Origin of the sequence: Pseudomonas sp. WS 5027 (assembly GCF_012985695.1) — a bacterium.
Lineage (GTDB): Bacteria > Pseudomonadota > Gammaproteobacteria > Pseudomonadales > Pseudomonadaceae > Aquipseudomonas > Aquipseudomonas hygromyciniae.
Genome location: NZ_JAAQWU010000004.1, coordinates 96,866 through 116,100, shown reverse-complemented (window position 1 = coordinate 116,100; position 19,235 = coordinate 96,866). Strand labels below are relative to the sequence as shown.

General features: G+C 60.5%; 17 protein-coding genes. 11 read left to right on the top strand and 6 right to left on the bottom strand.

Translation table 11 applies throughout. The features are described from left to right. Positions 1–48: 48 nt before the first annotated feature. Positions 49–954, bottom strand: a complete 906-nt coding sequence (locus tag HBO09_RS07065) for a DUF4238 domain-containing protein (protein WP_169996385.1) — start codon at positions 952–954, stop codon at positions 49–51. A 206-nt stretch (positions 955–1,160) separates the two neighbouring features. On the opposite strand from HBO09_RS07065, the gene HBO09_RS07060 reads away from it, so the two are divergent. From HBO09_RS07060 to HBO09_RS07030, 8 genes are all read left to right on the top strand, one after another. Further along, positions 1,161–2,258, top strand: coding sequence for a carboxynorspermidine decarboxylase (locus HBO09_RS07060; RefSeq protein WP_169996387.1), 1,098 nt, complete (start codon positions 1,161–1,163; stop codon positions 2,256–2,258). Between the two features lie 29 nt (positions 2,259–2,287). Beyond that, positions 2,288–3,532 (top strand): saccharopine dehydrogenase family protein, encoded by a 1,245-nt coding sequence (locus HBO09_RS07055; RefSeq protein WP_169996389.1) that lies wholly within the window; start codon positions 2,288–2,290, stop codon positions 3,530–3,532. A gap of 206 nt (positions 3,533–3,738) precedes the next feature. Continuing rightward, positions 3,739–3,918, top strand: coding sequence for a hypothetical protein (locus HBO09_RS29170; protein ID WP_346266425.1), 180 nt, complete (start codon positions 3,739–3,741; stop codon positions 3,916–3,918). After that, positions 3,915–4,517 carry a methanethiol S-methyltransferase gene (gene mddA, locus HBO09_RS07050; protein WP_346266424.1) on the top strand — a complete coding sequence of 201 codons (603 nt, stop codon included), beginning with the start codon at positions 3,915–3,917 and terminating at the stop codon, positions 4,515–4,517. Before HBO09_RS29170 ends, mddA begins: the two co-directional genes overlap by 4 nt. A gap of 520 nt (positions 4,518–5,037) precedes the next feature. After that, positions 5,038–5,397, top strand: coding sequence for a hypothetical protein (locus tag HBO09_RS07045; protein WP_169996391.1), 360 nt, complete (start codon positions 5,038–5,040; stop codon positions 5,395–5,397). A gap of 245 nt (positions 5,398–5,642) precedes the next feature. Beyond that, the gene (locus tag HBO09_RS07040) at positions 5,643–6,149 is read left to right on the top strand and encodes a sigma-70 family RNA polymerase sigma factor (protein WP_169996393.1); all 507 of its coding nucleotides are present in this window, start codon (positions 5,643–5,645) and stop codon (positions 6,147–6,149) included. Beyond that, positions 6,146–7,105 carry a FecR family protein gene (locus HBO09_RS07035; RefSeq protein WP_169996395.1) on the top strand — a complete coding sequence of 320 codons (960 nt, stop codon included), beginning with the start codon at positions 6,146–6,148 and terminating at the stop codon, positions 7,103–7,105. The genes HBO09_RS07040 and HBO09_RS07035 overlap by 4 nt, the downstream gene beginning before the upstream one ends. Before the next feature lie 102 nt (positions 7,106–7,207). Beyond that, positions 7,208–9,652 carry a TonB-dependent receptor gene (locus HBO09_RS07030; RefSeq protein ID WP_169996397.1) on the top strand — a complete coding sequence of 815 codons (2,445 nt, stop codon included), beginning with the start codon at positions 7,208–7,210 and terminating at the stop codon, positions 9,650–9,652. A gap of 206 nt (positions 9,653–9,858) precedes the next feature. Here HBO09_RS07030 and HBO09_RS07025 read toward each other — a convergent pair whose 3' ends face one another. Next, a complete protein-coding gene (locus tag HBO09_RS07025; protein WP_170060858.1) occupies positions 9,859–11,040 on the bottom strand; it encodes a sugar transporter in 1,182 nt (393 codons plus the stop codon). A gap of 87 nt (positions 11,041–11,127) precedes the next feature. Beyond that, positions 11,128–12,126 (bottom strand): bile acid:sodium symporter family protein, encoded by a 999-nt coding sequence (locus HBO09_RS07020; protein ID WP_169996402.1) that lies wholly within the window; start codon positions 12,124–12,126, stop codon positions 11,128–11,130. 85 nt (positions 12,127–12,211) lie between these two features. Here HBO09_RS07020 and HBO09_RS07015 point away from each other — a divergent pair, with 85 nt between their 5' ends. Continuing rightward, on the top strand, positions 12,212–13,000 hold the full coding sequence (locus tag HBO09_RS07015; protein ID WP_169996404.1) for a helix-turn-helix transcriptional regulator: 789 nt from the start codon (positions 12,212–12,214) through the stop codon (positions 12,998–13,000). A gap of 220 nt (positions 13,001–13,220) precedes the next feature. On the opposite strand, the gene HBO09_RS07010 is transcribed toward HBO09_RS07015, so the two are convergent. Next, entirely contained in the window at positions 13,221–14,249 is a 1,029-nt protein-coding gene (locus HBO09_RS07010; protein WP_169996406.1) for a LacI family DNA-binding transcriptional regulator, read from the bottom strand. 213 nt (positions 14,250–14,462) lie between these two features. On the opposite strand from HBO09_RS07010, the gene HBO09_RS07005 reads away from it, so the two are divergent. Next, on the top strand, positions 14,463–15,794 hold the full coding sequence (locus HBO09_RS07005) for an MFS transporter (protein ID WP_169996409.1): 1,332 nt from the start codon (positions 14,463–14,465) through the stop codon (positions 15,792–15,794). 13 nt (positions 15,795–15,807) lie between these two features. Continuing rightward, positions 15,808–17,175 (top strand): amidase, encoded by a 1,368-nt coding sequence (locus HBO09_RS07000; protein WP_169996411.1) that lies wholly within the window; start codon positions 15,808–15,810, stop codon positions 17,173–17,175. 309 nt (positions 17,176–17,484) lie between these two features. On the opposite strand, the gene HBO09_RS06995 is transcribed toward HBO09_RS07000, so the two are convergent. Both HBO09_RS06995 and HBO09_RS06990 read right to left on the bottom strand, forming a co-directional pair. Beyond that, positions 17,485–18,720, bottom strand: a complete 1,236-nt coding sequence (locus HBO09_RS06995) for a Zn-dependent hydrolase (protein ID WP_169996414.1) — start codon at positions 18,718–18,720, stop codon at positions 17,485–17,487. Next, a complete protein-coding gene (locus HBO09_RS06990) occupies positions 18,717–19,208 on the bottom strand; it encodes an L-2-amino-thiazoline-4-carboxylic acid hydrolase (protein WP_029292963.1) in 492 nt (163 codons plus the stop codon). The genes HBO09_RS06995 and HBO09_RS06990 overlap by 4 nt, the downstream gene beginning before the upstream one ends. Positions 19,209–19,235: the final 27 nt, after the last annotated feature.

Below are 19,235 nucleotides of genomic sequence, written 5' to 3'. Positions count from 1 at the left end.
ATTTTAGATGATCACGAATATTCCTCATGAAGATAAGTGCGAAGTTTTCTACTCATTCACCGGCGTTCGGGCCACGTGCTTTTCCTTGGAAAATTCGAGAAAAACATCCTTGGCCTTGCGCTCGGTAAACTGCTGCTGGGTGAATAGATCGCTCAATGCCAGTAACTGTTGATGCTCACCGACGACAAACTGCCGGGCAAGTTTCGCCGTCATACTATTGAGTCCGATTGCAGCTCCCCCTGCTGCGCGGCCACACTTAAGTTGCCAAGTGATTTGCGCAGGGTTCTCTGGAGGGCAACCCGATAAAAAATGATCTGGCGTCAATGGGATCACGACGGTTTGGAACTGCCTGTCACTCATCGTCATGTCAAACAATGGGCGATCCCCTATCAGCAACCGCTCAGCCATCCCACTGTGGAGCGCAAAGTCCCAGTTCTTGAATTGCTCAAGCTTTGCCGCATGCAGGCTTCTAAAGTGATCCACGACCCAACGGCCGATTACCTCATCCGAACTGTCCGGGTTTTCACGCCTTAATTTCATTTCCATACAATCGAACTCGTAGGCACTACGAAAGCCCAGCATGATCGCTGCGGTGATGAAATTGTCCCGCGCTTTGTCTTTTACTGCTGCGAATTGGCCACTCGATAGCTGTTTCGTGACAACCACCAAGTCACTTTCGCCCTGTGAGAACCAATCCTCCAGCCATTCGTCCCGATAGGCTGTGCCCTCCGGCGTATAGCGCACTGGCACATACCGAAATTCCTTGATCGCAAAACTGGCGCCATCGCCTTTACGGAACTGGACGTTGCCCGAGTTGCAATCCAGCACCCAGTATCCTTCCTGTTCGTCTTTCTTCGTCAACCACTGCTTGAGCAACCCCTTGGGTACCGTGTGGTTTTTATGCTTGGCCGATTTGCCAGCCAGGTTGGTCGTAACACCCTTTTTCTTTGCCATGAAACAGTCCTTTGATCGCACGGTAAAAACTGGCCACACAAAGATGGATCATCCACCCCTGCGCGCCACGTCGAGGTTAAACAGTCATAGTGACAGACTACAGTGGCCGCTACCCTGCAAAATCCGCTGACGAACCTTTCGATCTGCCCCAAGTGCGGGCACAATGCCTGTCCTTTTTTGGCAGGCTCCGCCACAGGCTCTGAAAAATGATCAAAACCCCGTATTACCTCATCGACAAACAGAAACTTCTGACCAACATGCAGAAGATCGCCTACGTGCGCGAGCAATCCGGCGCCAAGGCGCTGCTGGCACTCAAGTGCTTTGCCACCTGGTCGGTGTTCGATCTGATGCAGGAATACATGGACGGCACCACGTCCTCGTCGCTGTATGAGCTCAAGCTCGGTCGCCAGAAGTTCGAAGGTGAAGCCCACGCCTATAGCGTGGCCTGGGCCGACGATGAGATCGAGGAGATGCTCGCCAACTGCGACAAGATCATCTTCAACTCCATCAGCCAACTGCAGCGCTTTGCCGAGCGCAGCGAGGGCAAGACCCGCGGCCTGCGCGTCAACCCGCAAGTGAGCAGCTCCGACTACCTGCTGGCCGACCCGGCGCGCCCCTTCAGCCGCCTGGGCGAATGGGACCCGGTGAAGATCGAAGGCGTGATCGAGCAGATCTCCGGCTTCATGTTCCACAACAACTGCGAGAACGGTGATTTCGAGCTGTTCGACAAGATGCTGGGAACCATCGAAGAACGCTTCGGTGCGCTGCTGCACAAGGTCAACTGGGTCAGCCTCGGCGGCGGCATCCACTTTACCGGTGAAGGCTACGCGATCGATGCATTCTGCCAACGCCTGAAGGCGTTCTCGCAGAAGTACGACGTGCAGGTGTACCTGGAACCCGGCGAAGCGGCGATCACCAACAGCGCTTCCCTGGAAGTCACCGTGCTCGACACCCTGTACAACGGCAAGAACCTCGCCGTGGTCGACAGCTCCATCGAAGCCCACTTGCTGGACCTGCTGATTTATCGCCTCAACGCCAAGCTGGCGCCAAGCACCGGCGAGCACACGTACATGGTGTGCGGCAAGTCGTGCCTGGCCGGGGACATCTTCGGCGAATACCAATTTGATCAGCCGCTGGCCATCGGCGATCGACTGTCGTTCATCGACACGGCAGGCTACACCATGGTCAAGAAAAACTGGTTCAACGGCCTGAAAATGCCGTCCATCGTAGTGAAACAACTCGACGGTACAGTCGAAGTGGTTCGTGAATTTGGTTACGACGACTACCTGTCCAGCCTTTCGTAAAGCGGACAGATAAAGGAGAGATAAAGCAATTGAAAAAGAACGTTCTTATCATTGGTGCAGGAGGTGTCGCCAAGGTGGTGGCCCACAAGTGCGCGCAGCACAACGACGAACTCGGTCGGATTGCTATCGCGTCGCGCAACATCTCCAAATGCCAGGCCATCATCGACAGCGTCAAGGCCAAGGGTAGCCTCAAGGTACCCGCCCAGATCCAAGCCTTTGCGCTGAACGCTTTGGACGTGGAAGCGACCAAGGCACTGATCCGCGAAACCGAATCGCAGATCGTCATCAACGTCGGCTCCGCGTTCCTCAACATGTCGGTACTGCGTGCCTGCATCGATACCGGCGTGGCTTACCTCGACACCGCGATCCACGAAGAGCCGGGCAAGGTCTGCGAGACCCCGCCGTGGTACGGCAACTACGAGTGGAACCACCTGGAGGAATGCAAGCAGAAGAACATCACTGCGATCCTCGGTGTGGGTTTTGACCCAGGTGTGGTCAACGCCTATGCGGCGCTGGCGCAACAACAGCATTTTGACCGCATTGATTCGATCGACATTCTCGACGTCAATGCCGGCAGCCACGGCAAATATTTCGCCACCAATTTCGACCCGGAAATCAACTTCCGCGAATTCACCGGACAGGTGTGGAGCTGGCAGGACAGCCAGTGGACCAGCAACACCATGTTCGAAGTCAAACGTACCGACGACCTGCCGGTAGTCGGTTCGCAGAACCTGTACCTGACCGGCCACGATGAAGTGCACTCGTTGTCGAAAAACCTCGACGTGCCCAACGTGCGGTTCTGGATGAGCTTCGGCGAACACTACATCAATGTGTTCACCGTGCTGAAAAACCTCGGCCTGCTCTCCGAGAAACCGGTCACCACCGCCGAAGGCCTGGAAGTGGTGCCATTGAAACTGGTCAAGGCCGTGCTGCCTGATCCGTCTTCCCTGGCACCGGGCTACACCGGCAAGACCTGCATTGGCGACTTGGTCAAGGGCACCAAGGATGGTCAGCCGCGCGAGCTGTTCATCTACAACGTGGCCTGCCACGAAGAAGCCTATGCCGAAACCGACAGCCAGGGCATCTCCTACACCGCCGGCGTACCGCCTGTAGCCGCAGCGCTGCTGGTTGCCCGTGGCGAGTGGGACGTGCAACGCATGGCCAACGTTGAAGAACTGCCAGCCGAGCCGTTCCTCAAGGCACTGGACGTGATGGGCCTGCCGACCCGTATCAAGGACGAGAAAGGCGACCGCGCCTGGGATGCTATCGCCTGATAGCGTCTTGCTCGGATCACTCCCACGTCCTGTGGGAGTGATCAAAAACCCTGTAGGGGTTGTCGATCCCCAGCCTTTCTATGCTTTTCTTTGACCAGATACCGTTCTGTACCTAGCCTTGTCCGTGTAAGCGAGAAAGGAAGTCCGCACACGCTCTCCCACGTGGCCGCCGGTCACGGATACGCCATGTACGAAAGGAGTCGTCCATGAACATTGATACAACCGCAAACGGCCTGACAGTGCGCCTGGCTGGATTGATCTACAGCGCCTGCTGTTATTTGATCTTTCTCCTCACCTTCCTCTACCTGATTGGCTTTATTGGCCGCGTGGTCGTGCCCAAAAACATAGATGATGGCATTTCATCAACCACTGGTGGGCCGCGTTGATCAACCTGTCACTGCTCCTCCTGTTTGCGCTGCAGCACACGGTGATGGCGCGTCAAGGTTTCAAATCCTGGCTGGCCCGTTACATTCCCACAACCGTTGAGCGCTCGACCTACGTGCTGCTCAGCAGCCTGGTGTTGATGCTGATGTTCTGGCTCTGGCAACCGATGCCCACGCCGGTATGGACAGTGGAAACCAGCCTGCTGCGAGTGATGGTGAGCGCAACATTCTGGCTGGGCTGGGTGCTGGTCCTAGTGGCCACGCTACTGATCAGCCATTTCGAGCTGTTTGGCCTCAAGCAGGCCATCGACCGCTACCGAAACGCTGTACCCCGCGTCCATGCCTTCAAGACCCCAGGGCTCTACAAGGTGGTGCGCCATCCGTTGTACCTGGGTTTTTTGATTGTGTTCTGGGCGACACCGGACATGAGCGCCGGCCGGCTGCTCTTTGCGCTGGGGATGTCGGCCTATCTGTTTATCGGTGTTCACTTTGAGGAACGGGACCTGGTTGTGCTTTTTGGCGAACAGTACCGGTGTTATCAGAAAAGGGTCGGCATGGTGCTGCCGAAGTTTGGCCCTGGTATTCGTGGCAAAAAACGCTGAAGGGCCAGACGTTTCCCACACCTGTTTCAGGTGTCCCTCGGACAGGCGCTGACTAACCTTTCCGACGCCGCTGCCAAGTCAGCGGCCGGATTTGACCGTCCGCGTGAACCAGTGCACCAAAGCGCCCAAGACCTATTTCAGGCGTTTTTTATGCTTGAGGTATCGTGTCGCGGCAGTTGTGCGCGGCATACCTTCGGGTATGCCGGATCACTGGTTCCGGTCGGTCAACCCACGTGCAACGCAACGTCGCCCTGAGTATCTGCCGGATGGTTGAAGGCGTGCAGTTGCTTGTCGATGAGGCATTGACTACGTCCTGCCGGGCAACTGCCTGAAGCACCGAGCATCACGACACGGTGCGGTGTGCAGGGGATGCGCACTATGCGGCCCCGAATGGTTATCTATCGCTAAACAATCTAAAAAACTGTCAGAACTAACAGGTTCCTCTGCGTGACTACTTCCCTAACCTTTCGGGTGTGTGAATCAGCGACCAACTTGTATATTCCCAAGAGGAGTTCTCACCATGACAGGCTTAGTACTGAAGATGTATTTATCCAGGCCACTTATTCAAAGAGGGGTTATCACACTTCTTCAGGGGGCATGGAGAGTCATCTACTCTGATGTAGCAGTCCCTGTACTTGGAGCTTATTTGAACGAAAATGGAGTTCGGGGAAAGCTTGTTGGTTTAGGAATAATCAATAGCAAACACGAATTTTCATTCCCCATTGGCCCATTAGATCCAGGCACCTATGTTGTCGATCTGTACAAATTTGACCGTGAAGGCCGTCCCGATACTGAAAACACATTATCGACTGATGTGGTTGTACATGCCCCCACCCTCCCCGATGGAGAAATCACGATCCCCCCTGTTCAACAACCCTGAGCATTTACCCGTAGCAGCCGCCGAGCCCAGCGAAGCGGCGCTCGGCGGCGAAGCTGTCGCAAAAGCATGCGCAGTGGCATGCCTGGTGCAGCACGCCGAGCGCTTAATACTCAAACGCAGCCTCATCAGGACTCGACAGCTGCTACAGGATTTGTCTGTTCAGTGTGACCGGTTATTGCAGCACCCATTGCACAAACGGTAGTATTGAGAACGATTCACAATACCACCCCTGAGAAAGTCGACCCGTGCAATCACCTCCACTCCGCAAGCTGGGCTTCTTTTTCAATGACCATCACCGGTGGCTGCTGCAACATATCCAGCATCGCGTGCGTAACCACGCCGACGCCGAGGACACCGCCGCCGACACGTTCTGCCAGATGCTCGCCGCGCGGGTCGACCCCGACAGCATCGAGCAACCCCGGGCCTATCTCTCGACCATTGCGCGCCGGTTGATCTTTGATCGTTACCGCCGCAGTCGTCTGGAAACCGCCTATCTGGAGCGACTCGCCGCAACCCCCGAGGCGCTGGCGCCATCCCCCGAAGACCAACTGCAACTGATCCAGGCCCTGGTGGCGATTGACCGCGCCCTCGATGGCCTGCCGCTGATCGTCAAGGCCACGTTCCTTTATAGCCAACTCGACGGCATGAGCTACGTGGCGATTGCGCGCAAGCTGCAATTGTCCGAGCGCACCGTGAGCCGCTACATGAAACAAGCCCTGCGCCAGTGCTACCTGGCCGAGATGGCGCCATGAGCAAGGCCCGCCTGGACCCGGTCAGCGAGCAGGCCATTGACTGGATGGTGCGCCTGCGCGCCGGCAACCCGGATGCGTTGTTGCAGGAACGATTCAATGCCTGGCTGGCCACGGACCCGGCGCACGCCCAGGCCTGGGTCCGCTTGCAGGAGCGCCTGGGCGGGTCGTGGAACACCTTGCGCAGCCTCGACAAACGCCTGCCCGGGGAAGCGCGGCAGGTGCTGTTGCAGCCCCAGGGTTCACGCCGCGAAGTACTGCGCGCCATCAGTGGCCTGGGCCTGCTCGGCGGCGGTCTGTGGCTGGCGGCGCGCAGCCCGCTGGGTGACGACCTGCTGGCCGATCTGCACACCGCGCGCGGTCAGCGCCAGACGTTCACCCTGCTGGACGGCAGCCGCCTGACCCTGAACGCAGGCAGCGCCGTCGACCTGCAATTCGACCAGCATCAACGCTTGATCATCCTGCGTCGCGGCGAACTGGTAATTGAGGTGGCGGCCGATCCGCAACGACCATTGCGCGTGCGCAGCGCCCAGGGCAGTGTCCAAGCGTTGGGCACACGCTTCCTCGTATCCCAAGAGCCAGATGCCACGCGGGTGGTGGTGCTGGAGCATTCGGTCCAGGCGACCCTGCACAACGGCATCCAGCACACCGTGCTGCAAGGCCAATCGGTGCTGCTCCACGCCAACCGCATCGAACCGCTGCCCGGCAACCAGGGCTACCGCGCCGACTGGCTCGCCGGACATCTGAACGTGCTGGACGATTCCCTGGAACAGGTGGTCAACGCCCTGCGCCCATATAACCGTGGTTTTGTGCGCGTCGACCCGCAAGTACGCAACTTGCGCGTACAGGGTGTATTCCCCCTCAACGACCCGCACCGCGCCTTCGCTGCCCTGGCCGAAACCCTGCCGATCCGAGTCGAGCATTACAGCCCCTGGCTGACCCTGATTCGCGCCAAGTAACCCGGCCCCAAACTTTTTTATGCAAATCACTCTTATTTGTGTCCGGTTTTCATTTCTCGGCCCACCTACCTCCTGACACGTCCACACCTTCAGGAGAATGCTGTGCTCAACCCTTGGCCCCACGCCCTTTCTGTCGCCATTGCCCTGGCAACCCTGGCGAGCCCCGCCCTGGTGCAGGCCCAAAGCCTGTCTTTCAACCTGCCGGCCGGCCCGCTGGCCCAAACGCTGAACGCCATTGCCAGTCAGAGTGGGCGGATTGTGTCCCTGGATCCGGTGTTGGTGCAGGGTAAACAGGCCCAGGCGGTGATTGGCCAGATGCCAGCCGAACAGGCCATGGACCGCGCGTTGTCAGGCAGCGGCCTGCAGTTGCGTATCACCGGGCAAGGCAACTTCAGCGTCGAACCGGCCACCGACACCGGCAGCGCGCTGCAATTGGGTGTGACCTCCATCGTCGAGCAGAGTATCGACCCCACCACCACCGAAGGCAGCGGCTCCTACGCCGCCCGCGCGGTGAGCATCGGCAAGGGCACCCATACCCTCAAGGAAATCCCCCAGTCGATCACGGTGATGACCCGCAAACAAATGGATGACCAGGGCCTGGTCGATCTCAAGGACGCCGTCAACCAGACCACTGGCCTGGTGGGTGTGCAAGGCGTGGGCAAAGGCATGATCATCACCTCCCGCGGCTTCCAGATCGACGACTGGCAGTACGACGGCGTGCCGATCCCGCGTAACACCTATGCCCTGGGCAACTGGGCCACCCAGGACCTGATCTTCTTCGACCGCCTGGAAGTGCTGCGTGGCGCCTCCGGTCTGCTGCAGGGCACCGGCAGTCCCGGTGGTGCGATCAACCTGGTGCGCAAGCGCGGGCAGACGGCGCCCACCGTTGCCCTTACCGCCAAGGCTGGCAGTTGGGACCACTACGGCCTGCAACTGGACGCCGGCGGCCCGTTGAACCAGAGCGGCACGGTTCGTGGACGGATGGTGGCGGACGAAGACCAGAGCGACTCCTTCATCGACTACGAATGGAGCAAGACCCACTCGTTGTACGGCGCCCTGGACTTCGACCTGCAAGAAGACACCACCCTGGGCTTGGCCGTCAGCCGCACCAATGCCGAGTCGCGCCCCATGCTACGCGGCCTGCCACGCTATGCCACCGGCAAGTCGATCGACCTGTCGCGCTCGACCTTCACCGGCTCACGCTGGAACCACTCGCAGATCGACGTCACCACCCTGTATGCCGACTTGGAGCACCGCTTCAATGACGACTGGAAGTTCAAAGTCGGCGCAGTACGCATGCATGAGGAAAACACCTCCACCCACCAGCGCGTACAGACCAACAATGAAGGCATCGAAGCCGACGGCAGCGGCGTGTCATATGCCGACTGGTACACCGATTTCGACGGCACCAAAATCGGCCTCGACACCCACCTCACCGGGCGTTTCGAGGCGCTGTCGATGGCGCAGGAAATCACCCTGGGCGGTAACTATTCCAAGTACACCACCAACGACGTCATTGCACGGACGTTCAATGACAGCGCCGACAATATCTTCGACATCAACAACCACCGCCCCGAAGTCACCTATGAAAGCCTGATGAATACCCCTGGCGGGCGCGCAACACCGAGCAAGTACGACATTCGCCAAAAAGGCCTGTATGGCAGTTGGCGCGTCAAGCCAATCGAGCCATTGACCCTGGTACTTGGTGCCCGTGCCAGTTGGTATGACTACAGCTACACCTCCTCGTCCGTCATGGCGGTGACCCATACCACCAGCATCAACAAACCCAGCACCACCAACGAAACCGGCGAAGTCACGCCCTACGCCGGGATCGTCTACGACCTGAGCCGCGAATGGGCGGTGTACGCCAGCTACACCGACGTGTTCGAGCCACAGACCCAGCGCGACCTCGGCGGTGCGGTGGTCAAGCCGGTGATTGGCAGCAACTACGAAGTCGGCCTCAAGGGCGAGTTGATGGATGGCCGGGTCAACACCTCCCTGGCGTTGTTCCGCTACGACCAGGAAAACCGTGCGATCACCGACTACTCCCTGGGCGAAATCTGCGGCGGCACTTACTGCGCAACGGGTTCCGGTAAAGTGCGCAGCCAAGGCCTGGAAGCGGAAATCAGCGGCGAAGTGCTGAGCGGCCTGCAACTGTTTGCCGGCTACACCTACAACACCACCAAGTACCTTGAGGATCCAGCGAACAAAGGCCGGGTCTTCAGCCAGTGGACGCCCAAGCATATGTTGCGGGTATGGAGCGACTACCAGTTCAGCGGCGACTGGAGCAAGGTCAGCGCCGGGTTGGGCTTCACCACCCAGAGCCATACCCTGGGCTACGAGTACACCTATGACGTGGCAGGCTACACGGTGTGGAATGCGCGCCTGGCCTATCAACTGACGCCAGAGGTGGGGTTGGCGATGAATGCCAACAACCTGTTCGACAAGAAGTACTACACGTCCGGCTACAACCAGTTGAACGGCAACAACTTCTACGGCGACCCGCGTAATGTGATGTTCAGCGTCAAATACACGCCGCAGTTCTGAGGCTGACGCAGGCCCGCTGAGGCAACCGGGCTTATCGTGGCGAGCGGGCTTGCCCCGCGCTGGGCTGCGTAGCAGCCCTGAAGCCTATTGATTTAATCCGACTGATAGAACGCGGTGCTCTAATGGGGGGCTGCTACGCAGCCCAGCGCGGGGCAAGCCCGCTCGCCACAGCAAGCCACAGTAGGCTTGCTGCTGGTAACGTCAGGTCAGTTCACCCCACCCTGCCCAAACCGATAAATCGACAGGCAGTACAACCCCAGCGCCGCCACCGCCAGCAAGCCCCCCGCCGCGCCGATCCAGGCAAAGCCAAAGTGCCCGCCAACCCAACTGCCCAGCAGCGCGCCGCCACCGATACCAATGTTGTAGATCCCGGAAAACATGGCCATCGCCACATCAGTCGCATCCGGCGCCAGCACCAGCACCTTGGACTGCAACGCTAAACCAAAGGCCATGATCGCCATGCCCCAGAACACGCTCAACACCACCAGGTACGACAGCTCGCCACTCAACGGCAGCAGCAACCCCAGGCACAAAGCCAACACCGATACCGCCACCAGCAGAAAACGATAGGGATTGAAACGGTGCAGCAGGCTGAACAGCAATGAACCGATGATCCCCGCCCCGCCAAACACCAGCAGCACCAACGTCACCGCATTGCCGCCCAGGCCCGCAACGCGCTCCACAAAGGGTTCGATATAGCTGTAGGCGGTGAATTGCGCGGTGACCACCATCGCCGTCAACACATACAGCGCCACCAGCGCCGGGCGTTTGAACAGCAGCGGCAGGCTGCGCAGCGAACCGGAGTTCTGGCTCGGCAACAACGGCAAGGTGCGCGCCAGCCAGAACACAAGGGCCGCAGCGAACCCGGCGATCACAAGGAACGTGGTGCGCCAGCCCATCGCTTCGCCCAGCAGGCGCCCCAGAGGAATCCCCAACACCATCGCCAACGAGGTGCCCGTCGCCAGCAACCCCAGCGCTTGCACCTGCTTGCCCGGCGGCGCCAGACGCACCGCCAGGGACGCGGTGATCGACCAGAACAGCGCATGGGACAAGGCAATGCCGATGCGGCTAACCATCAATAAGCCAAAACTGTTGGCCACACTGGAGAGGATATGGCTGGCGATAAACATGCCGAACAACACGATCAGCAACTTGCGCCGCTCGATATTACGGGTCAGCAACATCACCGGCAGCGACGTCAATGACACCACCCAGGCATAGATGGTCAGCATCAGACCGACCTTGGCGATGGGCATGTCAAAGCTCGCACCGATGGCACTGAGCAAGCCGACCGGCACGAATTCCGTGGTGTTGAATACAAAGGCGGCCAACGCCAGAGCGATGACCGGTTGCCAGTTGGCGGCGGGAGTTGCGGTGGAAGTACTCATCGACAGGTCGTTTTACTCTGTTGCGCGCTGATCCTGACGGCCCGATGCCAGCCCTTGAGCAGCGCGGAAAAATAGTAACACGATGGTTCAGGGATCGACTTGCGCCATGATCTCGGGAATGGACTCCGGGCGATTGGCGTAACGCTGGGCTAGCACTGCACAGACCATCAGTTGGATCTGGTGGAACAGCATCAACGGCAGGATCAACACGCCCATGGTGCTACCGGCAAACAGCACCTGGGCCATCGGCACGCCCGTGGCCAGGCTCTTTTTCGAGCCGCAGAACAGGATGGTGATGCGATCTTCCTGGTTGAACCCAAAGACCTTGCCCAACAGCGCGGACGCCACCAGCACCAGTGCCAGCAAGACGCAACAGGCCACAAGCAAACCGGCCAATTCCCACAACGGGATCTGATGCCAGATACCTTCATTGACCGCTTCACTGAATGCGCCGAAGACCACCAGCAGGATCGAGCCTTGGTCGACGAACTTCAGCCAGTTCTTGTTACGCCCCACCCACTCGCCGATCCAGCGTCGGGCGATCTGCCCGGCGATAAACGGCAGCAGCAGTTGCACGCTGATCTTGAGGATCGCATCCACGGTGGAGCCGCCGTCGCCATGCACATTTAGCAGCAGCGTCACCAGCAACGGCGTGAGGAAAATCCCGAACAGGCTGGACGCCGCCGCACTGCAAATTGCCGCCGGGATATTGCCCCGCGCCAGCGACGTAAAGGCAATCGCCGACTGTACCGTGGCCGGCAGCGCGCACAGATAGAGCATCCCCATGTACAAATCTTTGCCAATCATCGGCGACAGCAACGGCTTGAGCGCCAGGCCCAACAGCGGGAACAGTACGAAGGTCAGGCTGAACACCAACAGGTGCAAACGCCAGTGCCCGGCGCCGGCAACGATGGCCTGGCGTGACAGCTTGGCGCCATGCAGGAAAAACAGCAGCGCGATGGCCAGGTTGGTCACCCAGCCAAACGCCACTGCGGCCTGGCCGCTGACCGGCAGCAAAGAGGCAAGGACCACCGTGGCAATCAAGGTCAGGGTGAAGTTATCGGGTAAAAACCGGGGGCGAGTCATGGGCTGTTCTTTCCAGGGGTTGCCAGGGCGTCGTGCCGACTCTAACGTAACGGCTTGTTACCGACTAACGCCAATGAGCCAGTAAATGCCGCCAAAAGGACATGAAAAGGCCGTTCGCCGCAGCATTCCCGGGCTCTCCAGCCTGCCGCGCCCGGTGTATGGCCGCACCGAATCCCTGCCCAACCGCGCCCTGACCCGCCGCCATAGCCATCCGTGGGTGCAGTTGTCGTATGCGATTTCCGGGGTGCTGGAAATCCAGACCAGTGTCGGGCGCTTCATGGCACCGCCGCAACGGGCGGTGTGGATCCCGGCAGGCATGCCACACCGGGTGTTCAGTTCGCCACACACCGAAATGCGCAGTCTGTACCTCGACTGCAGCGTGACCGCCTGGGCGGCGGAGCGCTGCCAAGTGTTGGCGGTGAGTGACCTGTTGCGCGAGTTGATCCGCCGTTTCAGCGAATTGCCGGTGGAATATGCCGAAGATGGTCCTGATGGGCGCCTGGCCCAAGTGTTGCTCGATCAATTGGCCGCCGCGCCGCAGGTGGACCTGATGCTGCCGTTGCCACTGGACAGCCGGTTGCGCCAGATCTATCGCAGCCTGAGCCTGCACCCCGAACAGGCCACCACACTGGGACAGTGGAGCCAGCGGCTGGGGGTCAGTGAAAAAACCCTGAGCCGGTTGTTTGTGAGCGATACCGGCCTGACATTTCGTGCCTGGCGCCAGCGGCTGAGGCTGCTTGGCGCCCTACCCGACCTGGAACGCGGCGAGCGGGTGACGGACGTGGCGCTGGGGTGTGGGTATGAATCGGTTTCGGCGTTTATCGCAGCGTTTCGACAACAGTTCGATGCGACGCCCGGGGAATTTTTTCGCTGACTGAATGCCCCACACATTTTTTTGTGGCGAGCGGGCTTGCCCCGCGCTGGGCTGCGAAGCAGCCCTAAACCCGGCTATCGTGGTTTATCTGAAGAAACGCGGCGGGCTTTTTTGGGGCCGCTACGCAGCCCAACGCGGGCGATGCGGCGTTCCGACAAGCCCGCTCGCCACAAGGGGCCAGTTTGCTGCGCGACAGCGCTATGTCGAAGAGGTAGTGGCTTCAGCGCAACAAAGACGAACTCGCCCGCACCTGCAACTGCGGCGCCACCATGATCGACTCGCACGCCTCGCCCTCGATGCGCTTGAGCAGCAGCTCCACCGCATGCCGGCCCATGTCTGCCAGGGGCAGGCGCACGCTGGTGAGGGGCACCATCAGTTCATTGGCCAGTGGTATGTCGTTGAAGCCCACCACGGCAATGTCCTTGCCCGGCATCAAGCCCTTGTCACGGGCGGCCCCCATCAAGCCGATGGCCAGGAAGTCATTGACCGCGAAAAACGCCTGGGGCCGTGGGTTGAGCCCCAACAGGTACTCGCCCTGGCGGTGTCCGGTGAGGCTGTCAAAAGGACCATTGAGCGTCCACTCCGGGCGCAGCGTGATGCCCTGCTCACGGTAATAACGGGTAAACCCACGGGTGCGATCGGCCCCGGTCGAGGCATGCCGTTCGCCCGCCAGAATGGCCACATCGCGACAGCCCAACTGGTACAAGTGCTCGGCCGCCAACCAGCCACCGCGTTCATCGTCGCTGCACGCCGCCAGATGCCCGGTAATCTGGCGACTGACCAGTACGTAGGGAATGTGCTTGCGCGCCAGCAGTTCCAGCAACGGCTGGCTTTCGCCGACATGTGAATCGCCGACGATCAGCCCGGCCACCGAGCGGCGCAAGGCATGCTCGGCACGGGCCATCTGGCGGGGTTGCTGGTCGTCGGTATTGGAAACAAAGGTCAGGTAGCCGGCCTGTTCGGCTGCACTGTCGATGCTGTCATAAATGGTCGCCATCACCAGGTCGGTGAGGCGCGGCATCAGCACACAGATTTCCTGGCTTTTGCGCAGTTTCAGGCTAGATGCCTGCGTGTTCGGTCGATAATCCAGCTCTTTGGCCAATTCCCGGATACGCGCCACCACTTCGGCAGACGCCGCTCGCTCGACCCCGGCCGGGTCGCCATTGAGTACCCGGGACACCGTGGAAACATGCACGCCAAGTGCGGTCGCCATGGACTTCAAGGTGGCTGGGCGAGATTGGCTCGACATGTCTTAAGGGTTTCCAACTGTCTGTTTATTGAGCGCGCAGATTCTACCCGAACGGGCGTACCGCAGCCGCAGATAAATCTTTACCCAAACGTTTGACTAAATTTTTTTCCCACCTTACATTTCGCCTACCCAAACGTTTGGGCAACCAATAAAAATACGCCGGACGCGGCCGACTTTTTGACTTCTGCCATCATTTTGAAGAGTCAGATCCCTATGAATAGCCCCGCTATCCCGTCTTTCCGCTACCAGATTTTCTTCCTGATCATGCTCATGGCCTTGCTCAACTACATCGACCGTGGCGCAATTGCCTATGCGTCGGCGAGCATCCTTCCCGAGTATGGTTTCGACAAAGCCGACTGGGGCAATGTCCTGGGCTACTTCGGCTACGGCTACATCCTTGGGGCCTTGGTCGGCGGCATTCTGGCCGACCGCTTTGGTGCCAAGCGCATCTGGCTGATCGCCGGTGGCACCTGGTCGATCTTCGAAATCGCCACGGCATTTGCCGGCGACTTCGGGCTGGCGTTTCTCGGCGGCTCGGCCATGGCCGGTTTCGCCACGATCCGCGTGCTGTTCGGCTTTGCCGAAGGTCCGGCCTACTCGGTGATCAACAAGAGCGTGGCCAACTGGGCCACGCCCAAGGAGCGCGGCTTTGTGGTCGCGGTCGGCCTCTTGAGCACCCCATTGGGCGCACTGCTCACCGCGCCAGTGGCTGTGGGCCTGCAAACCCTGACCGGCAGCTGGCGCAGCATGTTCGTGGTGTTGGGCGTGGTCAGCCTGGCGCTGCTGGTGTTTTTCATGACGCGCTTCACCAACACCCCGGATGAAAACCCGCGCGTATCCAAGGCCGAACTCGACTTCCTGCGCAAAGAGCGCGCCGAGGCCGCCAATGCGTCGACCCCCACCACCAGCGTTGCGCCGATCTGGCACTTCTTCAAGAACAAGGACCTGCTGTTCAACGCCGTCGGTTACTTCTCGTTTGTTTACGTGACCTTCCTGCTGCTGACCTGGACCCCCAAATACCTGCAGGACGAGTTCCACTACAACCTGTCGTCGCTGTGGTACATGGGCATGATCCCGTGGACCGGCGCCTGCTTCACCGTGCTGCTGGGCGGCAAGATTTCGGACTTGCTGCTGCGCCGCACCGGCAACCTGAAAGTCGCCCGCAGCTGGCTGGCCGCGACCTGCCTGCTGCTGACAACCTTGTGTTTCATCATGGTTTCCCAGGCCCAGACCGTATGGGGTGTGATTGCCCTGATGACCTTGGCCAACGCGCTCAATGCCCTGCCCAACTCCGTCTATTGGGCCGTGGTCATCGACACTGCACCGTCCAACCGGGTGGGTGCCTACAGCGGCATGACGCACTTTATCGCCAACACCGCGTCGTTTATCGCCCCCATGCTGACCGGCTACCTGACCGTGCGTTACGGCTATTCGTCGATGTTCGTGGCCGCCGCCGTGGCCACGGCGCTGGGCATGAGCGCAATGCTGATGGTGCGCCCGGGCGGGCGTCAGGTTGCGCCGTCCTCTCAACCTGCTGCTGTTTGATGGAGTTGTATTTATGAGCCTGGTGAAGCCTACCCACGCTGGATACTTTTTTGGTCAATCGATCATCACGCTGGCCGCGCGCCTGCGTGCCGGCAGCCTGACCAGTGTCGAGTTGACGCAGGCCGCGCTGGACAGCATCGAGCGCTTGAACCCGGCGTTGAATGCGTTCGTTCACGTCGATGCCGCTGTGGCACTGGCCCAGGCCCGCAAGGTCGACGCGCTGTTTGCCCAAGGCGTGGACCTGGGCCCGCTGCAGGGCATGCCGATAGCGGTCAAAGACAACATCGACACGTCTGACTACATCACCACCTACGGTTCAGCGCATTTCGACCGTTTCAAACCGAGCCACGATGCGCTGTGCGTGCAACGCGTACGCGAGGCCGGGGCGGTGATTATCGGCAAGACCTTGACCCATGAGTTCGCCTACGGCCCGACTGGCGACCGCTCGCTGCAAGGCGCGGCGCGCAACCCATGGGATGCGCGCTGCATCACCGGTGGCTCCAGCGCCGGCAGCGCCGCGGCGGTGGCCAGCGGCATGGTGCCGCTGGCACTGGGCACCGACACCGGCGGCTCGATCCGAATTCCGGCGGCCTTGTGCGGCACGGTCGGCTTCAAGCCCTCGTTTGCCAGCGTGCCGCTGGACGGGGTGTTCCCGCTCGCGTCCAGCCTCGACCACGTCGGCCCCATCGCCAACCACGTTGAAGATGCACGCCTGTTGTTCGAAGTACTGGCAGGACGCGCGTGCTTGCCTGCGGCCACGCCGCAAGCGTTGCGGGTAGGCTGGATCACGTGCGACAGCTTCGGCCCGGTGGATGCCGAGCTGTATCAGCAGGTCTACCGGGCGGCGCAGCAACTGTTTGGCGACGCGCTGCAGGAAACTGACGCGCTGCAAACAATGGCGGCTGGAATGAAGGACACCTTGCAGACCTTGCAACGTGCCGAGGCCTTTGCGGTACATGCCGAACGCATGCGCGATGCGCCGCACAAATTTGACCAGGAAGTACGCGAGCGCCTTGAGGTGTCGAGCGAGGTCAGAGGCTGGCAATACATTCGCGCACAGGCCAGCCAGGCGCAGTACAAAGCGGCCATGGCGCGCTTGTTCGAAGACTATGACTTGCTGGTTTCACCCACTGTGCCGATTACCGCCACAGCGGTGAATGCGCGCCAGGTGCGGGTTGGCGAACAGGACATTGATGTACGCGCCGCCGTACTCAGCCATACCAGTGCCTGGAACCTCACTGGCCTACCCTCGATCAGCCTGCCGGTGGGACACGTGAGGGGCATGCCGGTGGGGTTGCAAGTGATAGGCGCGGCTGGCGCGGATGATCGGTTGTTGCAGGTGATGGGCGGGCTGTTTGGGCGGATCACGGGGGGTGACTGAACTACCGCTATCGCGGGCAAGCCTGCGATAGCCATAGGTATCTACACAACTCTCAGAACCTGACGACCTTCCCTGTGGCGGGCGGGCTTGCCCCGCGTTGGGCTGCGAAGCAGCCCCAGTAAGTCGAATGCGGTGTATCAGATACACCGTAGCGGCTGGTTTTGGGGCTGCTTCGCAGCCCAACGCGGGGCAAGCCCGCTCGCCACAGGGGCGTTCGTCAGTGCCTGAAAGTTGTGTAGATAGCGGTGCAACTGCCACCAACGATAGTGACTGAACCACCGCTATCGCAAGCAAGCCCGCTCCCACCCATCACTCACGCGACGAAGCCAGAATCGCCTGCAACAACACATCCGCCCCGGCCGTGGACCAGTGCGGGTGGATCTCTTCGGCCTCGTTATGACTCAGGCCATCCACACAGGGTACGAAGATCATCGCCGTCGGCGCGACCTGGTTCAGGTAGCAGGCGTCATGCCCCGCGCCGGAAATCATCCGCCGATGGCTATAGCCCAGCGCTTGGGCTGCGGTCTGCACCACGTCCACGCAATCCTTGTCGAAGGCAATCGGCGCGTACTGGAAGATCTGTTTGACGCTGGCCTGCAGGCCAATCCCCTCGGCGATCCGCGCCACGGTTTCGTGCAGTTGCCGGTCCTGCACGCCCAGCACCGCTTCATCCGGATGGCGGAACTCGACACTGAAGAACACCCGCCCCGGCACCACATTGCGCGAGTTGGGGAAGATATTGGCCATGCCCACCGTCGCCCGCCCTTCGGCGCCTTGGGCCAGGCCGATCTGGTTGACCGCCTCCACCACCCGGGCAAAGCCCAGCAGTGCATCCAGGCGGTGATCCATTGGCGTGGTGCCGGCATGGGCGCTGCGGCCGCTCAGTTCGACTTCATACCAACGCTGGCCCTGGGCACCGGTGACTACGCCGATGGTCAGGTCCTGGGCTTCAAGGATCGGGCCCTGCTCGATATGCAGTTCATACGCCGCATGCACCGCCTGGCCGCCCACGGGGTGCGGGCCGGCGTAGCCGATCTGTTGCAGCGCCTGGCCGATGGTCACGCCGGCTTTGTCTTCGCGGGACAAGCCGTATTCCAGGTCGAACACCCCGGCATACACCCCCGAGGAAATCATCGCCGGGGCAAAGCGCGAGCCTTCTTCGTTGGTCCAGTTGACTACCTCGATTGGCCGGTCGGTCTCGATGGCCAGGTCGTTCAAGGTGCGCAGCACTTCCAGGCCGGCCAGCACGCCGTAGATGCCATCGAACTTGCCGCCAGCGGGCTGCGAGTCACCGTGGGAGCCGGTCAGCACCGGGGCCAGATGGTCGAGGCGGCCGGCGCGACGGGCGAAGATGTTGCCCATGGCATCCACACGAATGCTGCACCCGGCCGCCGTGCACCAGGCCACGAACAGGTCACGCCCGCGCCGGTCCTCGTCGGTCAAGGCCAGGCGCGACACGCCGCCCTTGGGCGTGCCGCCGATCTGCGCCATTTCCATCAGCGAGTCCCACAGGCGCTCACCGTTGACCCGCGCCAGGGCGCTCACGAGCGCGGCTCCTGGGGCTTGGCGTGGTAGCGGAAGTCACAGCTTGGCGCGCCGCCCATGATGGTCTGGGTGCGCGTCAATTCGATATTCGGGTTGTAGCCGACGATAAACAGCTCGTCGCGGTTGCACGACAACAGGTGGCCGATCTCGCCCAGGCCCATTTCGTGGTACATCTCGGCATAGCGGCAACGCTTGACGTCGTAGTCGTAGTGCTCGGCATCGCTGGCGATGATTTCGACTTTCAGCGCATCGTCCTTTTCCCACAGCACTTGCAGCTCAACGAAGCTCTTGAGGTCGGCGCCCTGCTCTTCCTGGGCGGCAAAGTGCTTGCCGGCCTGGATCGCGGCGTTGCCCACCGCTTCGCCAATCACCGCGGCGGCAAAGGCCTTGCCCTGCTCGCGCACGAGGATTTCGTAGATCGGTTTGATGATCTCAGCCTCGATGCGCCGGCGGGCCAGGATGCCCAGTTCACCTTCAAGTTTGCTCATGGTGTGCCTCATTCAAAATGGCTGCGA

What these genes read in the sequence shown, in the direction of transcription:
- HBO09_RS07060 (WP_169996387.1), top strand. Translation starts at nt 1,161, where the DNA reads ATGATCAAAACCCCGTATTACCTCATCGACAAACAGAAACTTCTGACC.
- HBO09_RS07015 (WP_169996404.1), top strand. Translation starts at nt 12,212, where the DNA reads ATGCCGCCAAAAGGACATGAAAAGGCCGTTCGCCGCAGCATTCCCGGG.
- HBO09_RS07000 (WP_169996411.1), top strand. Translation starts at nt 15,808, where the DNA reads ATGAGCCTGGTGAAGCCTACCCACGCTGGATACTTTTTTGGTCAATCG.
- HBO09_RS07025 (WP_170060858.1), bottom strand. Translation starts at nt 11,040, where the DNA reads ATGAGTACTTCCACCGCAACTCCCGCCGCCAACTGGCAACCGGTCATC.
- HBO09_RS07020 (WP_169996402.1), bottom strand. Translation starts at nt 12,126, where the DNA reads ATGACTCGCCCCCGGTTTTTACCCGATAACTTCACCCTGACCTTGATT.
- HBO09_RS07005 (WP_169996409.1), top strand. Translation starts at nt 14,463, where the DNA reads ATGAATAGCCCCGCTATCCCGTCTTTCCGCTACCAGATTTTCTTCCTG.
- HBO09_RS06990 (WP_029292963.1), bottom strand. Translation starts at nt 19,208, where the DNA reads ATGAGCAAACTTGAAGGTGAACTGGGCATCCTGGCCCGCCGGCGCATC.
- HBO09_RS07065 (WP_169996385.1), bottom strand. Translation starts at nt 954, where the DNA reads ATGGCAAAGAAAAAGGGTGTTACGACCAACCTGGCTGGCAAATCGGCC.
- HBO09_RS29170 (WP_346266425.1), top strand. Translation starts at nt 3,739, where the DNA reads ATGAACATTGATACAACCGCAAACGGCCTGACAGTGCGCCTGGCTGGA.
- HBO09_RS07010 (WP_169996406.1), bottom strand. Translation starts at nt 14,249, where the DNA reads ATGTCGAGCCAATCTCGCCCAGCCACCTTGAAGTCCATGGCGACCGCA.
- HBO09_RS07035 (WP_169996395.1), top strand. Translation starts at nt 6,146, where the DNA reads ATGAGCAAGGCCCGCCTGGACCCGGTCAGCGAGCAGGCCATTGACTGG.
- HBO09_RS07045 (WP_169996391.1), top strand. Translation starts at nt 5,038, where the DNA reads ATGACAGGCTTAGTACTGAAGATGTATTTATCCAGGCCACTTATTCAA.